This window comes from Gallaecimonas zhanjiangensis (assembly GCF_057624825.1).
Genome location: NZ_CM172603.1, coordinates 3,476,077 through 3,494,508, shown reverse-complemented (window position 1 = coordinate 3,494,508; position 18,432 = coordinate 3,476,077). Strand labels below are relative to the sequence as shown.

Genomic DNA, 18,432 nt, shown 5'->3' with positions numbered 1-18,432 from the left:
GCAGGGCAGGGTGCGACAATTTGTCGCATTCGCAGGCTCGGCCCGGCTCTCTATACTCGCGGCAAATTTCAAAAAGAGAGCCTGGCCGTGAGCCCTTTTGCTACCCGTATCCTCCCCCTTTCGCCGCTGGCCATTATCGTTGCCGCCAGCCTGCTGCAAACCGCCCGCGCCGACGACAACCTCGAAGTCATAGAGGTGCATGGCCAAAGCCTGCCCCAGAGCGTTGCCGGTTCTACCGAAGATCTGCTGGCTAACAGCGGGGTGGATTTTTCTGCCGCTGGCGGTGTCTCGGCGCTACCGATTTTGAACGGCATGATGAGCGACAGGGTCAAGGTGCTGATTGACGGCGCCGACATCTCCAGCGCCTGCGCCAACGAGATGAACCCGCCGCTCTCTTATGTGTCTGGCAACCAAATCAGCCAGGTAGAGGTGATGGCCGGGGTAACGCCGGTGAGCATGGGCGGCGACAACATCGCCGGGGTAATAAGCCTCACCACCATAGACCCGCATTTTTCAAAAAGTGATGCGCTTGGCTGGCAGGGGGGGTATCTCTCGGGCGGCTATAAAAGCAACGGCAATGTGCAAACCTACGGCGCTGGCGCCGAGCTTGCCAGCAAGCAGCTGAGCCTCAAATACGACGGTGCCTATGAAGATGCCAACAGCTATAAAGACGGCAACGGCGACAAGGTGCTAGACACCCTCTACCGCGCCCAAAACCATGCCCTGACCGCCGCCTACCGCGACGACACCCAGCTCCTGGCGGTAAAGCTGACCCACCAGTCCATTCCCTTCCAGGGCTTTCCCAACCAGTACATGGACATGACCGACAACCGCAGCTTTGGCGTCAACGCCCAGTACCAGCGCCAGTTCAGCGCCGGCCAACTGGACGCCCGCCTCAACTGGCACCGGGTCAAACATGAAATGGGCTTTTTCACCGCCGAGAAGGCCGGCACCATGCCTATGGACACCAAAGGGGTAGACCGCAGCTACCAGCTGCATTGGAGCCAGCCCCTTGGCACCGGCAATACCCTGAAACTGGGCCAGGAGCTGTACGATTTTCGCCTCGACGACAGCTGGCCGGCGGTGCCCGGCTCGATGATGATGGGGCCCAATACCTACATCAATATCAACGACGGCAAACGCCAGCGCCTAGCCGCCTTCGCCGAGATGGACCAGCAGCTAAGCGCCTGGCACCTTAACTACGGCCTGCGCTTTGAGCGCGTGCACACCAACGCCGGCGCCGTGCAAGGTTACGGCTCGATGATGATGGCCGCCGACAACGCCGCCGCTGCCGCCTTTAACCAAAGTGACCGCAGCAAAACCGACAACTTGGTGGATATCAGCGCCAGCGCCAGTTATCAGCTAGACGAGCGCCAGCAGCTGCAATTTGGCCTGGCCCGTAAAAACCGCGCCCCCAACCTCTACGAGCGCTACTCCTGGGGCCGCACCACCATGGCCACCACCATGATTGGCTGGAACGGCGACGCCAACGGCTATGTGGGCAACCTCAACCTCAAGCCCGAAACCGCCTACACCCTAAGCGCCAAATACCAGTACCTGGGCGACAGCCTGCAAGGCAGCATCAGCCCCTTCTACACCAAGGTGCATGACTTTATCGATGCCGATGTGATTGGCAGCTTTAATAGCGGCGCGGCCACCCGCCATATCCTTGAGTTTGCTAACGTTGATGCCCGCCTCTACGGGGTGGATGCCAAGCTCGCCTGGCTGCTGGCCGATACCGCCTTTGGCCAGTGGCAACTGGCGGCCAAGGCCAGCTACACCCATGGCGAGCGCGACGGCAGCCACACCCCGCTTTACCAAATCATGCCCTTTAACGGCAGCCTGGCGCTCAGCCAGCAGTGGGGCCGGGCCAGCAACAAACTGGAATGGCAGTGGGGGAGCGATAAAAACCGGGTGGACAGCAACCGCCTTGAAAATAAAACCGCCGGCTATGGCCTGTTAAACGCCAGCTCCCAGTGGGACCTCAAACCCCTTACCCTAACTCTGGCAATCACCAACCTGCTGGATAAAAACTACCAGCTGCCCCTTGGCGGCGTCAGCATCGCCGATTATCGCCAAGACCCCGCCAATGGCTTTGGCCAGCTTCGCGGGGAAGGGCGGTCGCTGAACCTCAGCGCGCGTTATCGTTTTTAAGGAAAGAAAAGGCGCCCTTAGGCGCCTTTTCTTCTTCATGTTGGATCGTTGTCGTTAATGATTTCAGGGTCCGGGCTTAGCAATAACAGCCCATTCTCGCTGCTGCTGAAAATAAACTGGAACTTACCAGGGCCCGCCACCTGCTTGCTGTCATAAAGCTGCAAGGTCTTGCCATCGCTGCTCACCTCTACTTTGTCCACCACCCCGTTAAAGGGGTTGGCAAAACCGGCGCCCACAAAGCGCAGCCCTTGCGGGGCCTGCTCCAGGTTAATCAGCCGATAGGTGATGGTACCCGCCTCGCTCACTTCCACATCGCCGCTACAGCTTTGCCCAAACTGGGAATAGTCAAACTGCGGCTGGCCGCTGCTATCGATGGTGACTGCCAAGTCAATGGCGCTACCCGCCGCACAAGGCGCCAGACCCTCGGCCATGGCTGGTGCGCTTAGCAGCAAAGCCGCGCCAAGCAGTGTTTTTAAAGGGGTCATGGAAGTCCTTTTCGAGCCTTAAAGATGAACGGCCATTTAAGCACTTTATTGTTCTGATACAAGCGCTTATTTCACTTTGCTGGCCTTTTACGCTCAGGTGTTGACGAGTAAAAAATTCAGTTTCTCCGAACTTTGGCTTTTCTGGCGAGTCGCATCCTTGTTATTCGTTGATCGGTAAACCAAGGGGGAATGCGCTGTTGTCGGCCTTTTCTAAACCCAGCCAGAGCACCTGTCACCTCGAGGAACACCTGCCATGACTCACCGCTTGAGCGCCCTTGGCCTCGGTTTTGTTGTCCCCCTGGCCCTGCTGCTTGGCGGCTGTGGCGATGAGGGTAAAAGCGCCCAAGTGGCGGTACGCCAGTATCAGGTCTCAGACCAACTGGCGCCGGCCGCCCAGCAGATCCTGCACCGGGGGATCTCCATGTCGCCCCGCACCCTGGACCCTTCCCTTGCCACCGGCATCCCGGCCTTTAACGTTATTCAGGACTTGTTTGAAGGACTGTTGACGTTAAGCCCCGATGGCAAGCTGGTGCCGGGCACTGCCTCGTCTTGGGATGTCAGCGCCGACGGCAAAAGCTACGTATTTCACCTGCGCCCCGAAGCCAAGTGGTCCAACGGGGCGCCACTGACGGCCGGGGATTTTGTCTATGCCTGGCGCCGGGAGGTAGACCCGGCCACCGGCGCTGAATATGCCGAGTCGCTGGCGCCCATTGTCAACGCCAGCGCCATTATCGACGGCAAGATGCCAGCCAAGAGCCTGGGCGTAACGGCGCTGGACGCTCACACCCTTGAGGTGCGGCTCACCAAGGCCACCCCTTACTTTTTGACCATGCTCTACAACCAGTACCTCTTTCCGCTTTATAAACCGGCCATCGACAAGTGGGGTGACGCCTGGACCCGCCCCGAGCACATGGTCAGCAACGGCGCCTTTAGCCTCAAGCAATGGGTGATCAACGGCCACCTTACCCTGGTTAAAAACCCCAACTACTGGGACGCGGCCCATGTGGCGCTGCAACAGGAGATTGAATACCCCATCGCCGACAAGGCCTCGGCCCTTGACCGCTACCTGGCCGGCGACCTGGACTTGGTCAACAACCCGGCCTTTCCCGCCAGCGACTACGGCTGGCTAAAGCAAAACCTGGGTTCGCAGGTGCAGGTCAGCCCCTATTACGCCACCGCCTACCTGGGCATGATGGTTAACAAAAAACCTTTTGATAACCGTGACTTGCGCCTGGCCCTCAATCTGGTGCTCAACCGCAAGGTGTTGTCCAACAAGCTGGGTGGCGGCTTGACGCTACCGGCCTACTCCTTGTTTCCGCCGCTGCCCGGTTACCCACAGCAACTGCCGCAATGGGCCAATTGGCCCATGAGCAAGCGCCTAGCCGAAGCGCGCCGGCTTTACCAGCAGGCCGGCTACTCCAAGGCGCACCCGCTGAAGGTTGACCTGCTGTACATGACCGAAGGGGTAGACACCCAAAACTACATGGAAGCGGTAACCACCATGTGGAACCAGGCCCTGGGTAGCCAGATTGGGCTGCGCAACGAAGAGTGGAAGGTGATGCTCCAGGATCTGCAATTTAAAAACGCCAAGCTGTTTTGGAGCGCCTGGGTAGGGGATTACCCCGAGCCCTACACCTTTGCCCAGCAGTTTCTCAAAGACTTCGCCATGAATTACGGCAGCTACCACAACTCGCAGTACCAGCAGACGATAGCCAGAGCCGCCGGCGAGCTCGATACCCCGGTCCGTTATGGCGATTACGCCGCCGGCGAGCGCATTCTCAACCAAGATGCGCCCCTTATCCCGCTGTATTTCTACAAATCGCCGGAGCTTATCAAGCCTTATGTGGAAGGGGTCAAAGCCAATGTGGTGGCTTTGCACCTGGCCCGGTACATCGCCATTCGTCAGCATACGGAGCGCTCCTTATGATGCGGTTTATCTTGCGCCGGGTGCTGGGGGCCATTCCCACGCTGCTGGTGATCATCACCCTGAGTTTCTTCATGCTGCGCGCCGCCCCTGGCGGCCCCTTTACCACCGAGCGGGCCCTGCCGCCCCAGGTCAAGGCCAACCTCGAGCACATGTACCACCTGGACGAACCCCTGTGGGAGCAATATGGCCGCTACCTGGGCAACATTGCCCACGGCAATTTCGGGCCCTCTTTCGTGTACCGGGGTACCAGCGTTAATGACCTGATAAACGAAGGCTTTCCGGTGGACTTGGTGATCGGCGGCCTGGCGCTGCTGCTGGCGATGCTGGTGGGGATCCCCATCGGGATACGGGCGGCGCTCAGGCAAAACAGCGCCTGGGACTACGTGCCCATGGCCGCCGCCATGGCAGGGATCTCCATTCCCGCCTTTGTGGTGGCGCCGCTGTTGGTGCTGGTGCTGGCGGTCAAGGCCAACTGGCTGCCCGCGGGGGGCTGGAACGACGGCCACCCGGCCTACCTCATCTTGCCGGTGGTGTCCCTGGCATTGCCGCTGGTGGCCTACATGGCCAGGCTGATGCGCGGCTCCATGGTCGAGGTGCTCAACAGCCCCTTTATCCGCACCGCCCGGGCCAAGGGCATGCCGGAGCGCGTGGTGATTTTTCGCCATGCCCTGCGCCCGGCCATGATGCCGCTTATTTCCTTTCTGGGCCCGGCGGCGGTGGCTACCCTGACCGGCTCCATCGTTGTCGAACAGATCTTCGGGCTGCCCGGCATCGGCCGTTTCTTCGTCAACGGCGCCATGAACCGTGATTACACCCTGGTGATGGGGGTGACCATCCTCTACGGGGCGCTGATCGTGCTGTTTAACCTGCTCGCCGACATTCTCTACGGCGTGCTCGACCCAAGGGTGCGCCTGTCATGAGCCGTGTATTGAACTGGTTTCCGGGCCGCGCCGCTGCGGCCAAGGCCCAAAGCCTGAGCCAAGGCCAGGCCGGCCGCTCCCTGTGGCAAAACGCCTGGCGAAGGCTGCGCCGCAACCGGGCCGCCATCGCCAGCCTGTGGGTGCTGGGGCTTATTACCCTGGCGGCCATCGTGCTGCCCTGGCTGTGGCCCTACGGCTATGCCGAGCCCGACTGGGACATGCTCTACCACGGCCCCACCTTGAGCGGCGGCCACCTCTTTGGCACCGACGCCCTGGGCCGTGATTTGCTGGTGCGGGTGATGTGGGGCTGCCGTATTTCCTTGATGGTAGGGTTGATAGCCACCCTGGTGACCCTGGTGATCGGGGTGGCCTGGGGGGCAACGGCCGGCTTTGTGGGCGGCTGGGTCGACAGCGCCATGATGCGCTTTGTCGATATCCTCTATTCCATTCCCTTTATTCCCTTCGTGATCATCCTGATGGTGCTGTTTGGCCGCGAGCTTATCCTGGTGTTTGCCGCCATCGGCGCCGTGTCCTGGCTGGATATCGCCCGCATCGTGCGCGGCCAGACCTTAAGCCTTCGCAACAAGGAATTTGTAGAGGCGGCCCAGGCCAGCGGGGTGGGGCGCGCCACCATTATCCGCCGCCATATCGTGCCCAATTTGCTGGGCATCGTGGTGGTGTATGTCACCCTCACCATTCCGTCGGTGATTTTGTTCGAGGCCTTTTTGAGCTTTTTGGGGCTGGGGGTTAAGGCGCCGCTCACCTCCCTTGGCGGCCTGGTCAATGCCGGGGCGGCGGTGCTGCAATCGCACCCTTATCTGCTGGTGATCCCGGCGGCCTTCCTGGCGGTGATCGTTTACTGCTTCAACTTCATCGGCGACGGGCTGCGCGACGCCCTCGACCCCAAGGATCGCTGATATGGCCATGCTGGATATTCAAAACCTCAATGTGCGCTTTACCACCGACGATGGCGAAGTGTGCGCGGTCAACAACCTCAGCCTTAGTGTCGAAAAGGGCCAAGTGCTGGGTATTGTCGGTGAGTCGGGCTCTGGCAAAAGCCAAAGCTGGCTGGCGGTGATGGGGCTGCTGGCCCGTAACGGCAAGGCCAGCGGCAACGTGCTGCTAGACGGCCAGCCCATCCTCAACCTGCCCGGCCCCCAGCTCAGCGCCCTGCGCGGCAACCGCATGGCAATGATCTTTCAAGATCCCATGACCGCCCTGAACCCCTTTTTGACCATAGGCCGGCAAATGACCGAGGTCCTGCAATGGCACCAGGGCCTGGGCCGCAAGGCGGCAGTCAAAAAAGCCATCGCCGCCCTGGAAGCGGTACACATCAGCAGCGCCGAGCGCCGCCTGGCCATGTATCCCCACGAGTTTTCCGGGGGCATGCGCCAGCGGGTAATGATTGCCATGGCCCTGCTGACCGACCCAGAGCTGCTTATTTGCGACGAGCCCACCACGGCGCTGGATGTCACGGTGCAGATGCAGATTTTGGCGCTGCTGGATGAGCTGCGCCGCCGCTTTGGCACCGCCATTGTTTTTATTACCCACGACCTGGGGGTGGTGGCACAAATCGCCGACAAGGTCAGCGTGATGTACGGCGGCCGCCAGGTGGAGCAGGCCGAGGTGCATCAGCTTTTTGGCCACTATCGCCACCCCTACACCGAAGGGCTGCTCAGCGCCGTGCCAAGGCTGGACGCGCCGCGCACCGAGCGCCTGCCCACCATTCCCGGCCACCCGCCGGATTTAGCCCATCTCCCCGCCGGCTGCCCCTTTGCGCCGCGCTGCCGCTACGCCGAGGACAGCTGCCGCCAGGCCATGCCGGCCCTGCAGCAACGTGACGCCGGGCACCTTGTTGCCTGCTATCACCAGGGCCCATTGACCTTATTGGAGGCCAGCGCATGAGCGATGTGTTGTATCAGGTCGAGCAGTTACAGGTGCAATTTGCGGTGCGCGACAAAGGCCTGTGGGGCCGCACCCGTACCCTCAAGGCCATTGATGATGTCAGTTTTGCGGTGCGCCGGGGCGAAACCCTTGGCGTAGTGGGCGAATCGGGCTGCGGCAAGTCCACCCTGCTCAGGGCCTTGATGCGCCTGGGGCCTGTTACCAGTGGCCGCCTGCAATTCCAGGGCCGGGAGTTACAGCAACTGGACACCAAGGCCATGCGCCCTTTGCGCCGCGATTTGCAGATGATCTTTCAAGATCCCCTGGCCTCACTGGACCCGCGCATGACGGTGGGGCAGATCATCAGCGAGCCTTTGGAGGCGCTGGAGCCCGGCCTGGGCGCCGCCGAGCGCCGCCAGAAGGTACTGGCGGTAATGGCCCAGGTGGGTTTGCTGGCCGAGCAAATCAACCGCTACGCCCATGAGTTTTCCGGTGGCCAGGCCCAGCGTATCGGTATCGCCCGCGCCCTGGTGGTGGAGCCGGCCCTGTTGGTGTGCGACGAGCCGGTATCGGCCCTGGACGTATCCATTAAATCCCAGGTTATCAACCTGTTGATGGACCTTCGCGACCAAAAGGGCCTCACCTATGTCTTTATCGCCCACGACCTGGCCAGTGTGCGCCACATTGCCGACCGGGTGTTGGTGCTTTATCTGGGCCGGGTGATGGAAATTGCCGACCGCGACGCCCTCTACAGCCGTCCCCTGCACCCCTATACCCAAATGCTGCTCTCGGCGGTGCCCATTCCCGACCCGGTTATTGCCCGGCAGCGGCAGATGAGCGTGCTGCGCGGCGAGCTGCCGTCACCGCTGGACCCGCCCTCCGGCTGCGCCTTTCGCACCCGCTGCCCCCACGCCACCGAGCGCTGCGCCGCCGAGCGCCCAGCCCTTCGTGAGGTTGACGGTAGCCAGGTGGCCTGCCATTTCGTCGAAGCCATTAGCCAGGCAAACCAGGCCGCTGGCTAAAAAACATCCGGCCGCTCTGGATAAGCTCTACCAGCAGCCGAGAGGCGTCAGCATCGCCGATCACCGCCAATGGCTTTGGCCAGCTTAACGGGGAAGGGCGGTCACTGAATCTCAGTGCGCGTTATCGTTTTTAAGCAAAGAAAAAGGCGCCGATTGGCGCCTTTTCATTCACGACATCCAAGTACGTTATTTGATATCGCCTTTGTTGATGATCTGCGGATCCGGGCTTAGCAATAACAGCCCATTCTCGCTGCTGCTGAAAATAAACTGGAACTTACCAGGGCCAGCCACTTGGTTGGCATCATAAAGCTGCAAGGTCTTGCCATCACTGCTTACCTCTACTTTGTCCACCACCCCGTTAAAGGGGTTGGCAAAGCCGGCGCCCACAAAGCGCAGCCCTTGCGGGGCCTGTTCCAGATTGATTAAGCGATAGGTGATGGTACCCGCCTCGCTCACTTCCACATCGCCGCTGCAGCTCTGCCCAAACTGGGAATAGCCAAACTGCGGCTGGCCGCTGCTATCGATGGTGACCGCCAAGTCAATGGCGCTACCCGCCGCACAAGGCGCCAGATCCTCGGCCATCGCCGGTGCGCTTAGTAGCAAGGCCGCGCCAAAGAGGGTTTTTAGATGGGTCATGGAAAGTCCTTCTGCCAAGTAAAGTATTTAACTTGGAAAGTAGCCCATTTAAAATAGGCCTACTTTCACCTTTTTTAAGATTTATGAATTCGGAGGGGGGCAGGTTTGGTCTCTATTTATTACTTCTGGATCGGCGCTTAATAACAATAAACCGCTAGCATTTTTACCGTTTGGCATCTTTCCAATATTAAAGCCAAACTGGAATGAAACGCTTTTCATTTCGCTGAAGGGATCTTTCATAATTACCGAGTCTCTTTTTACTTCAACTTCAGTAATAACATCGTTAAAGGGATCACTGAAGGCTACTCCAGCAAAAGATAATTCAAATTCAGTATTATCATTTAAAACATATTCAAGGTTGCAAGCTCTTGTGACAACTTTTGTTCCATTTTTACAATCTTGATAGTCAAAACTGAAACCATTCTCTTTGTCATAATTTACTGTAACAGTTATGTTTTCGGTTTTTAGATTCATATTAAGTTCCTTTTTCATCGAACGTAAAGTTTGATAGCCCTTCTGATTTTATCAAGAAGGTTGTTGGTACATCTTTTTTTTTCAGACAATCTAAAGCTCTTGCATATGGTATTAATACACTGTAATCCTTGCTATTACTGAATTTTAATTCAATTAAACTCAAGGCTTTTTCACACCATGGTTTATAATTATTCTTTCCAGAGATTTTCTCTATTATAGCTTTCTCAATATATGAAGAAGCAGTTTTAGACACTATTTTTAGACTGTCTTTATTAAAGATTTCATTATAGTATTTAATTGCTAAATCAATTGATTTTTGTGATGAGTAACTATCTTCATTTAATAAGATCATTGACTTATACAAATTGAAGTCAGCTAATCTTTCCTTATAAAGATTGGTGGAGATTGTTGACCGTATAGATTCTATATCTTTCTCTATTTTCGAGAGTTGTAAAACTTTATATCCACAATGACTAGTGTAATAACAATATTTTATTCTCAAAATTTCGTTATTTATTTTTGACATAATCCATGTATGGTTATTTGGATCTAGATTAAGAGCCATTTCATTCGCGGATATGGATTTTTCTAACTTCTCTAGTGCTTCAGTGGGGCGGCCTAAGGCGTTTAATAAATATGATTGTTGCTGTAAGGAAGAAACAATTCTTTCTAGCATGTATCCATTTTTTATATAGTTCTCAGGCGGAAACTCGACTGTGTTTTTCTCAAAGAAACTAAGAGCTTCTCTTGTTTTACCTTGACTGGCAAGTGAAGATGCTAGCCAAGAACGAGTATTTATAATGTCTGCACTGAGTCTTTCTGTTTTTTCATTTTTATTAAATATCTTTTTCTTCAGTTCTAAAGACTTTTTGAATTTTTCTTCGGCATCTGAAAATTTAGATTGTTTTGATTGAATTGAACCCAAGTTATTTAAAGCGTAGGACAGTTCCATCTGTACATCGCTATTGTTAGGTTTTTTATCATACATCGCCTGGCTATAGGTCAGATATTGGCTAAACCATTTTTCCGCGCCGGGCCAATCGGCTTGGTCATAACGCATTTGCCCCAGCCAAAAGGCGTTGGCGCCCAGGGATTTTAAAAGCTCCAGGTTATCGGGCTGCTGTTTTAACAGCGGCAACAATTCTTTTTGGGCGGCCAGCAGGGCGTTTTTGGCTTCATCGGTTTTGCCACGGGAATAGGCTACCTCGCCGATGGCTTCCAGGGTTTGGCCGTGCTGGAAGCGGCCGTCAAAGCCGATATGGTCCTCGTCGCTGCCCGACACCGATTTAAAGTAGTCCAGCGCCTTGCTGGAGATGCCGTCCAATAAGTCCATCCGGCCGATGCCGCGCAGTTTGTCGGCAAACTGGCCCACCATGTAACCCAGCAGGTTTTCGGCGGCCAGCCGCTGCTCGGTGGCGCGCTTCTCGGCTTGATTGCTTTTTACGCTAAGGGTGACTGCGGTAAGGGTAAGCAGGCACAGCAGCATCACGGTGCCGTTTCGCAAGGTGTGGCGCCAGGAGGCGCGGCGCCGGGAGGCCCGCACAAAGCTGGCTTCGTCATCGCTTAGGGTAAAGAGCGGGTTGGTGGCCAGTTGTCGGGCTTCATCCAGGGGTTTACCCAGGGCCAGCAGGTAGGCGCTGGCCTTGCCTTCGTGCAGCCAGCGCTGGCTTTGGTAATAGAGCCTGGCTTTTTGGGCCAGGCTGTCCTGGTGGGCGTTTATCCAGTCGGTGGCCCGGGGCCAGCGGCGCAGCAGCGCTTCGTGGGCGATGGAGAAGCTGGCCTCGCCGTGTTGCAGGTGCGACACAAACAGGCGTTTATCCACCATGGCCTGCACCAGGGCTTTTTCGTCTTCATGGCTTAAGTCGGCCCAGCGGGCGCTGCGGCTGGTAACGGATTCTTCGTCTTCGCGCAGGGTAACCAGCATCGACAGCACCCTTGGCAGCGCTTGCTGCTGGGCGGGGCTGAGCTGGGCCATGGCGTCTTCGGCGGCCTTGCCGATGGCCCCTTCAATGCCGCCCAGGCTTTGGTAAACCGAGACTTTCAATGTGCCGTCGCTGCCCCGGCGAAGGTAGAGCTGCTCGAGCATGTATTGCAGCATGGGCAGGGCGTCGGGGTTGCGGGCGGTCTCAACGCAGAGCATTTCATCAAGGGGCTGGGCGGTGTTGGGGTCTGTCTCCCAGCTAAGCCCGGCGGCCTGGGCCGGCAGGCGGATCATCTGCAGCAATTCGGCCCGGCTGGGGGCGCCAAGGTCAAAATGGGCGCCGTTGCCTTTACCTGCCCTAAGGCTCTCAAAGCTCATCAACTGCGGGTAGAAATCGTTGCGGCACGCTCCCAGCACCAGCACCGCGCCGCTGAGCGCCAGGGTTTCCAAGAGGGCGATAAAGTGGCTGCGCTCGTCATGGCTAAAAAGCGGTGAGGACAGGGCCACTTCCAGGCGATCGATAAAAAGCCCAAAGTGGGGCGTGGCGTAGCCGGTTTTAGGCAGCTTTTCTTTAAGGCTTTGCGCCAGGGCTTGCGGGGCGTTTTGCAGCTTCTCGGCCAGGGTTTCGGCGCTTTCATTGTCAAACAGCGGCGCGTCGCCAAGCTCCCAGTCCAGCAGGGCGCAGGCAAGGTCTAGCAGCAGCCGGCCCTGAGTGACATCGGCTAAATCGAGGCTGGTGTAAGTGGGCAGGCCGACACCGTTATAGCCCTGGGGCGAGGCGAGGTTGGCAAGGATACCGGCGTTGATGAGCGACGATTTACCGCTGCCGCTGGGGCCCAGCACCAGGCAAAAGCCGCGGCCAAAACGCAGCTGCTGGCTGATGCGCTCCATCAGGGTGGCAATTTGCTGGCTGCGGCCAAAAAAGACCTGGGCGTAATCGCTGCTGTAGGCGCGAAGGCCAGGGAAGGGCGAGCCCCCTTGCCAGGGCGCTTCTTCTACTTGCTGCTCGCTGCCCACCGGGAAACGCACCTCGGCCAAGGCGCGGTAGCCGCGCTTGCGGATGGTTTCGATAAAGCTGGGGCTGCTGGCTTTGTCGCCAAGGGCGGCGCGCAGTTGGGTAATGGTTTTATGAAGGGGGTTGTCGCCGGTTTCGGCGTTGGGCCAGCAGCGGCTGAGCAGGTCTTCGCTGGTCACCACATCGCCTTTGGCTTCGCACAGGGCCAGCAGCACATCCATGGCTTTGGGTTCGATTTGCTTGACCCTCTGCCCCAGTCTCAGGCTGTTGGCCTTAGGATCCACCTGCCAGTCACCAAAGAAAAAGACCGCCCCGCTCATGGTGTTACCGCTTCCTGTTGTTACTTTTGGGCCCTAGCCTACTCCAAGGGCGTTACCAAAGGATCATTTATCTTAAGGTAACCTAATGGAATGCCTAGTTTTTGTGATTTATGTTACGGCAATACAAGCTAAGACAAAAAAAGCCTCCCGGAGGGAGGCTTTTTATCAGATGGCGCCGTAGTGGCCGGTGCCGTCCGGCCAGCGGGTGAGCACGTCAAAACCGTCTTCGGTGACCGCCACCATATGCTCCCACTGGGCCGAGAGGCTGGCGTCGCGGGTGATGACGGTCCAGCCGTCGGCGAGGGTTTTCACCCCTGGCTTGCCGGCGTTGATCATCGGCTCGATGGTGAAGATCATCCCCGGCTTTAGGCGCATGCCCTGGCCCGGGTTGCCGTAGTGGAGAATTTGCGGGTCGTCATGGTAGGTGGTGCCAATGCCGTGGCCGCAGTACTCGCGCACTACCGAGAAGCCGTCGCGGTGGGCCACGGTTTGAATGGCATGGCCGATATCGCCAAGGGTGGCGTCGGGGCGCACCGCCCGGATACCGGCGCACATGGCCTCGTAGGTGGTCTCGACCAGTTTTTTGGCCTCAGCCGCTGGGGTGCCCACAAAGTACATGCGGCTGGTGTCGCCGTACCAACCGTCTTTGATGATGGCCACATCGATATTGATGATGTCGCCGTCTTTTAACACCACTTTGGGCGAGGGAATGCCGTGGCACACCACCTCGTTGACCGAGCTGCACACGGTTTTGGTAAAGCCGTGGTAGCCAACGTTGGCGGGAATGGTCTTTTGCACCTGGGTAATGTACTGGTTGCAGCGGGCGTCCAGCTCTTCGGTGCTGACCCCGGCCTGCACGTAAGGGGCGATCATTTCCAGCACGTCGGCGGCCAGGCGGCCAGCCTCGCGGGCCTTGGCGATTTCTTCTTTATTGCGAATAACGACTCTGCGGCTCATGGCTTGGCTCCCTGGGAACTGAGGGTGGCGGGGGCGTTGACCAGTTTGTCGACACTGAGCCCCCCTTGTTGCTCGGCACGGATCAGCAATTGGCTGATCTCGCTGTGGCTGAGCTGGGGGTAGAGTTCGGCCAGCATGCCGATACGCATCCAATGCTCGGCCTGGGCGTTGATGGAGCGGCAAAGCGCCCCACTGGCCAAGCGCAGGTTCTCGTGCATGTCGTCGGAGATCTTGACGATGCCCATACTATAAAACCTATACGTTGTGTATATGTTTCATATCATACGGGCATCGCCAATGGCGGGCAAGGCTCAGGAAGGTTCGTTAGCCACAATACCGCTCTGGGCCATAGCCTCTTTGGCCAGGGGCCGCCACCAGGGCTGGCCTTTATGGGGGGCGGTGATGTCCAGGCGCTCGGCCATGGCCGGGGTACAAAGGGCCACCTGGCGGCTGTTGGCCAGGGCCAGGATTTGCTCGAAAGGGTCAAACCAGGCGTGCATGGCCAAATCAAAGGTGCCGTTGTGGATGGGCAGCAGCCACTGGCCTTGCACATCCAGGTGGGCTTGCAGGCTCTCTTTGGGCTGCATGTGTACGCCGGGCCATTTGGGGTCGTAGGCGCCGGTTTCCATCAGGGTGAGGTCAAAGGGCCCGTACTGCTCGCCAATGGCTTTAAAGCCGTCGAAGTAGCCCGAATCGCCGCTAAAGAAAATGCGGCACTGGGGGGCCTTTATCACCCAGGAGCACCATAGCCGCTGGTTACCGTCGCCAAGGCCACGGCCGGAAAAATGCTGGCTGGGGGTGGCTACTAAGGTCAGCGCCCCCAGCTCAGTTTGTTGCCACCAGTCGAGCTGGCGGATCTGCTCTTCCTTGATGCCCCATTTGGCCAGCAAATCGCCCACCCCGGTGGGGGTGATGAAGTACTGGGTATTGGCTGCCAGGGCTTTGACGGCGGCCTTGTCGAGGTGATCGTAATGATCGTGAGAGAGGATCACCGCCTTGATGGGGGGCAGCTGCTCGATGCCGATGGGGGTGGCGTGAAAACGCTTGGGGCCCATCCACTGAAAGGGCGATGCCCGCTCACTGAACACCGGGTCGGTCAGGTAAAATTCGCCGGCCAATTTGAGCAGCAGCGTGGAATGGCCAAGGCGCCACAGGCTGTTGTCAGGGGCTTCCAGTAATTCGGCCTGGGTGAGCTTTTTCACCTCGAATGGGGCGGCCGGCTGGGTGTTGCTGGGCTTATTGAAGAAGAAGTCCCAGAAGATTTTGACCGTTTCCTTGAAGCCTGATTTGGGCAACGGCTGGGTGTTGCGGTACTGCTTGCCATCGAAGCGATAACGGGGCAGGGCGCTGTTGTTACTCACGGCAGACTCCAGAGGTTTAAATTACACTGCACAGTGTAGTTTTGTGATTTGGGAAAGTAAACTAGTTAGTGTAATCTTGCCCCGCCTGCACCGGAGCCCATATGACCAAGACCCGACAAACCGACCGCAAACGCGAAGCCATCATCACTGCCGCCATCAATGAATTTGGCGACAACGGCTTTGAGTCCACCAGCATGGACAAAGTGGCGGCCAGGGCCGAGGTTTCCAAACGCACCGTGTATAACCACTTCTCCAGCAAGGAAATTCTCTTTGCCGAGTGCCTCGACGCCCTCTGGCAAAGCTGCCAGACCGGCCATGACAACCGCTACGACCCTAACCGGCCGCTACGAGCGCAGCTGGCCGGCATCCTCGGCGCCAAGGTGGCGATGATGCAAGACAGCAACTTTATGGAGCTGGCTCGGGTGGCGGTGGCGGCCGGCATTCACGCCCCGGAGCGGGCCCAGGCTATTGTCGAGCGCATCGGCCAGCGCGAGCAGGGCTTTACCAACTGGATAGCAGCCGCCCAGGCCGATGGCCGCCTCAAAGCCGTTGACCCCCACTTCGCCGCCCAGCAGCTCCATGGCCTGCTCAAAGCCTTTGCCTTCTGGCCCCAGCTGACCCTCGGCGCCCCGCCCCTTGGCGAGAGCGACGCCAAAGCCCTGGTAGAGCGCACCCTGGATATGTTCCTGGCGTGCTATCAGAGCTAGGCGGTATTGCAGACACAAAAAAGGCCAGATCTTCATCTGGCCTTTTTGCGTCTTGGCATCTTAGAGCACGGTTATTACGTCATCCATTGCCAGGCGGGCTTTGGGCAGACCGTGGTTATAGTCTTCTCCATCCTTGTGATAGCCCATGGCCAGGGCCACCTCGCAGATGTGGCCGTCCAGCTCTTCTTTAAAGAGCTCGGTCAGCATCTCGGCATCCACACCCTCCATGGGGGTGGAGTCGATACCCAGGCGGGCCAGGGTGTGCAGAGTGTTGCCAAGGGCCAGATACAGCTGGGCTTTGGTCCAGCCGCCGTTATAGCCGTTGGCGTCGGTGTTGGCGTCGGCAAAGGCATAGGCGCCCATAAAGGCATCGTACATGTCTGCTGGCAGGTGGCCGGAGCTAACCTCGGCATCCACGCGCTTACTGAATTTTTCTTTGGTGAAGTGCGGGTCATAGGCAAAGAGGATGGTGTGGGAGGCCTCTTTGGCATGGGGCTGGTTGAACTGGTACTTGTTGACAAAGCTGTCGTGCAGGCGCTGTTTGGCGTTGTCGCTCTCGATAATGATGAACTTCCAGGGCTGGGAGTTAATAGAGGACGCAGAGAGGCGCAGCGCCTCTTTGATAACGGCCAGGTCGGCGGCGCTGATGCGCTTACTGGCGTCATATTTTTTCACGGTGTAGCGATCGTTCAGATCGGTGATGATGGGGTGAGTCACGTCATTCTCCAGCTTGCTTAATCAAGGGCCGACACGCTGCCAGTGTGTGGCAGGGCAAAAGTTGGCGTTCATTGTAAGCAGCCTTGTCCGGCGAAAAAGACGCTGGCGCCTGAATGAGTTTCTTCGTTTTTTTGATAATGCGGTTTTACCGCCACATTCAATGGCCCAGATCCCAATACGGCGGTGAGCCGAAGCGCTCAATCAGGAAATCGATAAAAACCCTCACCCGGTGCGGCATCAGCCGAGCGTTGGGCCGCACCGACCAAATGGCGGTGCGCTCCTGCACCGGGTACTGCGTCAGGATGGGTACCAGCTCGCCGCGTTTGACATGGTGATAGGCACACCAGGTTGAACTCATGGCAATGCCCATACCGGCTACGCAGGCATCCCTCACCGCCTCGCCGTTGTCGGTGCGAAGGCTGCCCTGCACCTTTACCGTTTTGATGCTGCCTTCGCTCTCAAAGGCCCAATTCTCAAGCCCGGCCAGGGTAATACAGCTGTGATCTTTGAGCTGCTCGACAGATTGCGGCGCGCCATGGCGTGCCAGGTAGGCCGGAGAGGCGCACAGGATGCGTTTATCAGTAGCCAGCTTTCTGGCCACTAGGGAGGAGTCTTGCAGCGCGGCAATGCGAATGGCGATATCAAAGCCGCCTTCGATAAGGTCTACCACCATGTCGCTTAACCGCAGGTCGATAGTGAGCTTGGGGTAGAGCTCGCTGAAGGCGGCCAGCGCCGGGATAAGGTGCATTCGGCCAAAAGAGGCCGAGGCCGCTATTCGCAGTGTGCCAACCGGTTCGAGCTGAGCACCGCTTATCACATCCTTGGCGGCATCCACACTGGCCAGCACGTCTTCGGCGTGGGGTAAAAAGGCTTCACCTTCATCGGTCAGCGCCACCCGGCGGGTGGAGCGGTGCAGCAAGCGCACACCCAGGCTTTGCTCCAGTTTGTTGAGTTGGGCACTGGCCACGGCCGCCGAAAGCCCCAATTCCTTGCCTGCCTGGCTGATGTTGTGCAGGGCTGCTACCCGAACAAAGAGCTTGAGGTGCTGAAGATTCATGGCGCCATTATCAATGTATTTATGAAAGTGATTGTGGATGTTGGTCCATTATCAAAAATAAATCCAGGGAATAGGCTTGGTTCCGCTAGCAGGGTCATTGTGGCCCGGCCATTGCGAACGAGGACCAAAGCATGACTGAACATATCGGCTGGATTGTTGAAGCCAAAATCAGCGACGGTAAGCGCAGCGAGTTTGAAGCGGTAATGCACGAGATAGTCGCCAAGACCCGCAACGAAGGCGGCACCCTTAACTACCAGTATTTCGTTTCCGATGACGGCGACGTGCTTATCTGGGAACGCTTTGCCACCATCGAATCGGCCCATATCCACATCGACAACTGGGACCACTTTGCCGAGCGTTGGCTGGCGGCCGCCCCGGCTACCCGCATGGTTCACCTTGGCAACCTGCCCGAGGAGCTAACCCGGCGCCATGCCGCCCTGGCTCCCAAACTGCTCAAACTCATCGGCGGCTTCTCCCGCTAAGACAACGCCTTAACACCGAGGACAGGCAAATGACCTATTACTCCGTGCTTGATGTCACCCCCACCACCAACGCTTGGATAGCCGACTACATCGGCCCGGCCAATACCTTGGTCGCCCAATACGGCGGCAAGTATTTGGCCCGCACCACCAGCCATCAACAACTGGAAGGGGAAGCCCAACAAGCGGCGCTGCGCATCGTGATCCAGTGGCCCTCCAAGGAAGCGGCCCTGGGTTTTATGAGCGACCCAGGCTACGTGCCGCACCTTAAAGCGCGGACCGCAGGGTCAATCAGCCACCACTACCTTATTGAAGGTAAAGACGACCTGACCTGAGCGCCAATACCCAGCGCCCCAGGCAAAACGGCTCAGCCTATTTGCCGCTGGGGCGCCCATT

Annotated in this window: 18 protein-coding genes; 9 read left to right on the top strand and 9 right to left on the bottom strand. The window is 58.0% G+C overall.

Going from position 1 to position 18,432, the window contains the following annotated elements; all coding sequences use genetic code 11:
• Nucleotides 1-87: 87 nt before the first annotated feature.
• Complete coding sequence (locus AC22G1_RS16560; protein ID WP_487314346.1) at nt 88-2,154, top strand: TonB-dependent receptor; 2,067 nt, start codon at nt 88-90, stop codon at nt 2,152-2,154.
• A 35-nt stretch (nt 2,155-2,189) separates the two neighbouring features.
• Here AC22G1_RS16560 and AC22G1_RS16555 read toward each other — a convergent pair whose 3' ends face one another.
• Entirely contained in the window at nt 2,190-2,639 is a 450-nt protein-coding gene (locus AC22G1_RS16555) for a DP-EP family protein (RefSeq protein ID WP_487314345.1), read from the bottom strand.
• Between the two features lie 253 nt (nt 2,640-2,892).
• On the opposite strand from AC22G1_RS16555, the gene AC22G1_RS16550 reads away from it, so the two are divergent.
• Genes AC22G1_RS16550 through AC22G1_RS16530 form a run of 5 tightly spaced genes read left to right on the top strand, consistent with a single transcriptional unit; the run spans nt 2,893 to nt 8,392 of the window.
• Nucleotides 2,893-4,566, top strand: a complete 1,674-nt coding sequence (locus tag AC22G1_RS16550; protein ID WP_487314344.1) for a peptide ABC transporter substrate-binding protein — start codon at nt 2,893-2,895, stop codon at nt 4,564-4,566.
• Complete coding sequence (oppB, locus tag AC22G1_RS16545) at nt 4,563-5,486, top strand: oligopeptide ABC transporter permease OppB (RefSeq protein ID WP_487314343.1); 924 nt, start codon at nt 4,563-4,565, stop codon at nt 5,484-5,486. The genes AC22G1_RS16550 and oppB overlap by 4 nt, the downstream gene beginning before the upstream one ends.
• Nucleotides 5,483-6,403 (top strand): ABC transporter permease subunit, encoded by a 921-nt coding sequence (locus tag AC22G1_RS16540; protein WP_487314342.1) that lies wholly within the window; start codon nt 5,483-5,485, stop codon nt 6,401-6,403. Before oppB ends, AC22G1_RS16540 begins: the two co-directional genes overlap by 4 nt.
• A 7-nt stretch (nt 6,404-6,410) precedes the next feature.
• Nucleotides 6,411-7,391: an ABC transporter ATP-binding protein gene (locus AC22G1_RS16535; protein ID WP_487316743.1), complete on the top strand. Its 981-nt coding sequence runs from the start codon at nt 6,411-6,413 to the stop codon at nt 7,389-7,391.
• Nucleotides 7,388-8,392 carry an ABC transporter ATP-binding protein gene (locus AC22G1_RS16530; protein ID WP_487314341.1) on the top strand — a complete coding sequence of 335 codons (1,005 nt, stop codon included), beginning with the start codon at nt 7,388-7,390 and terminating at the stop codon, nt 8,390-8,392. Before AC22G1_RS16535 ends, AC22G1_RS16530 begins: the two co-directional genes overlap by 4 nt.
• Before the next feature lie 186 nt (nt 8,393-8,578).
• Here the strand turns inward: AC22G1_RS16530 and AC22G1_RS16525 are convergent, their stop codons facing one another.
• The 6 genes from AC22G1_RS16525 to AC22G1_RS16500 all read right to left on the bottom strand — a co-directional run bounded on the left by AC22G1_RS16525 (nt 8,579) and on the right by AC22G1_RS16500 (nt 15,076).
• Nucleotides 8,579-9,028, bottom strand: a complete 450-nt coding sequence (locus tag AC22G1_RS16525) for a DP-EP family protein (RefSeq protein WP_487314340.1) — start codon at nt 9,026-9,028, stop codon at nt 8,579-8,581.
• Between the two features lie 81 nt (nt 9,029-9,109).
• The gene (locus AC22G1_RS16520; RefSeq protein WP_487314339.1) at nt 9,110-9,502 is read right to left on the bottom strand and encodes a DP-EP family protein; all 393 of its coding nucleotides are present in this window, start codon (nt 9,500-9,502) and stop codon (nt 9,110-9,112) included.
• Nucleotide 9,503: 1 nt separating this feature from the next.
• On the bottom strand, nt 9,504-12,758 hold the full coding sequence (locus AC22G1_RS16515) for an nSTAND1 domain-containing NTPase (protein WP_487314338.1): 3,255 nt from the start codon (nt 12,756-12,758) through the stop codon (nt 9,504-9,506).
• A 165-nt stretch (nt 12,759-12,923) separates the two neighbouring features.
• The gene (map, locus tag AC22G1_RS16510; RefSeq protein ID WP_487314337.1) at nt 12,924-13,715 is read right to left on the bottom strand and encodes a type I methionyl aminopeptidase; all 792 of its coding nucleotides are present in this window, start codon (nt 13,713-13,715) and stop codon (nt 12,924-12,926) included.
• Complete coding sequence (locus AC22G1_RS16505; RefSeq protein ID WP_487314336.1) at nt 13,712-13,960, bottom strand: ParD-like family protein; 249 nt, start codon at nt 13,958-13,960, stop codon at nt 13,712-13,714. The genes map and AC22G1_RS16505 overlap by 4 nt, the downstream gene beginning before the upstream one ends.
• Nucleotides 13,961-14,026: 66 nt before the next feature.
• Complete coding sequence (locus AC22G1_RS16500; RefSeq protein ID WP_487314335.1) at nt 14,027-15,076, bottom strand: MBL fold metallo-hydrolase; 1,050 nt, start codon at nt 15,074-15,076, stop codon at nt 14,027-14,029.
• A gap of 101 nt (nt 15,077-15,177) precedes the next feature.
• Between AC22G1_RS16500 and AC22G1_RS16495 the strand changes: the two genes are divergently transcribed.
• Nucleotides 15,178-15,783: a TetR/AcrR family transcriptional regulator gene (locus AC22G1_RS16495; RefSeq protein ID WP_487314334.1), complete on the top strand. Its 606-nt coding sequence runs from the start codon at nt 15,178-15,180 to the stop codon at nt 15,781-15,783.
• A 60-nt stretch (nt 15,784-15,843) separates the two neighbouring features.
• Here AC22G1_RS16495 and AC22G1_RS16490 read toward each other — a convergent pair whose 3' ends face one another.
• The gene (locus AC22G1_RS16490) at nt 15,844-16,500 is read right to left on the bottom strand and encodes an NAD(P)H-dependent oxidoreductase (protein WP_487314333.1); all 657 of its coding nucleotides are present in this window, start codon (nt 16,498-16,500) and stop codon (nt 15,844-15,846) included.
• 157 nt (nt 16,501-16,657) lie between these two features.
• Nucleotides 16,658-17,557, bottom strand: a complete 900-nt coding sequence (locus tag AC22G1_RS16485; RefSeq protein ID WP_487314332.1) for a LysR family transcriptional regulator — start codon at nt 17,555-17,557, stop codon at nt 16,658-16,660.
• A gap of 131 nt (nt 17,558-17,688) precedes the next feature.
• Here AC22G1_RS16485 and AC22G1_RS16480 point away from each other — a divergent pair, with 131 nt between their 5' ends.
• Nucleotides 17,689-18,039, top strand: a complete 351-nt coding sequence (locus AC22G1_RS16480; RefSeq protein WP_487314331.1) for a putative quinol monooxygenase — start codon at nt 17,689-17,691, stop codon at nt 18,037-18,039.
• Between the two features lie 29 nt (nt 18,040-18,068).
• Nucleotides 18,069-18,371, top strand: coding sequence for a DUF1330 domain-containing protein (locus AC22G1_RS16475; RefSeq protein WP_487314330.1), 303 nt, complete (start codon nt 18,069-18,071; stop codon nt 18,369-18,371).
• The last annotated feature ends 61 nt before the right edge of the window (nt 18,372-18,432 follow it).

Excerpts from the sequence above, each read along its gene's own strand:
- oppB (WP_487314343.1), top strand. The coding sequence starts at position 4,563 with ATGATGCGGTTTATCTTGCGCCGGGTGCTGGGGGCCATTCCCACGCTG.
- AC22G1_RS16480 (WP_487314331.1), top strand. The coding sequence starts at position 17,689 with ATGACTGAACATATCGGCTGGATTGTTGAAGCCAAAATCAGCGACGGT.
- AC22G1_RS16530 (WP_487314341.1), top strand. The coding sequence starts at position 7,388 with ATGAGCGATGTGTTGTATCAGGTCGAGCAGTTACAGGTGCAATTTGCG.
- AC22G1_RS16515 (WP_487314338.1), bottom strand. The coding sequence starts at position 12,758 with ATGAGCGGGGCGGTCTTTTTCTTTGGTGACTGGCAGGTGGATCCTAAG.
- AC22G1_RS16485 (WP_487314332.1), bottom strand. The coding sequence starts at position 17,557 with ATGAATCTTCAGCACCTCAAGCTCTTTGTTCGGGTAGCAGCCCTGCAC.
- AC22G1_RS16475 (WP_487314330.1), top strand. The coding sequence starts at position 18,069 with ATGACCTATTACTCCGTGCTTGATGTCACCCCCACCACCAACGCTTGG.
- AC22G1_RS16520 (WP_487314339.1), bottom strand. The coding sequence starts at position 9,502 with ATGAATCTAAAAACCGAAAACATAACTGTTACAGTAAATTATGACAAA.
- AC22G1_RS16555 (WP_487314345.1), bottom strand. The coding sequence starts at position 2,639 with ATGACCCCTTTAAAAACACTGCTTGGCGCGGCTTTGCTGCTAAGCGCA.
- AC22G1_RS16540 (WP_487314342.1), top strand. The coding sequence starts at position 5,483 with ATGAGCCGTGTATTGAACTGGTTTCCGGGCCGCGCCGCTGCGGCCAAG.
- AC22G1_RS16505 (WP_487314336.1), bottom strand. The coding sequence starts at position 13,960 with ATGGGCATCGTCAAGATCTCCGACGACATGCACGAGAACCTGCGCTTG.
- map (WP_487314337.1), bottom strand. The coding sequence starts at position 13,715 with ATGAGCCGCAGAGTCGTTATTCGCAATAAAGAAGAAATCGCCAAGGCC.
- AC22G1_RS16535 (WP_487316743.1), top strand. The coding sequence starts at position 6,411 with ATGCTGGATATTCAAAACCTCAATGTGCGCTTTACCACCGACGATGGC.
- AC22G1_RS16525 (WP_487314340.1), bottom strand. The coding sequence starts at position 9,028 with ATGACCCATCTAAAAACCCTCTTTGGCGCGGCCTTGCTACTAAGCGCA.
- AC22G1_RS16495 (WP_487314334.1), top strand. The coding sequence starts at position 15,178 with ATGACCAAGACCCGACAAACCGACCGCAAACGCGAAGCCATCATCACT.
- AC22G1_RS16550 (WP_487314344.1), top strand. The coding sequence starts at position 2,893 with ATGACTCACCGCTTGAGCGCCCTTGGCCTCGGTTTTGTTGTCCCCCTG.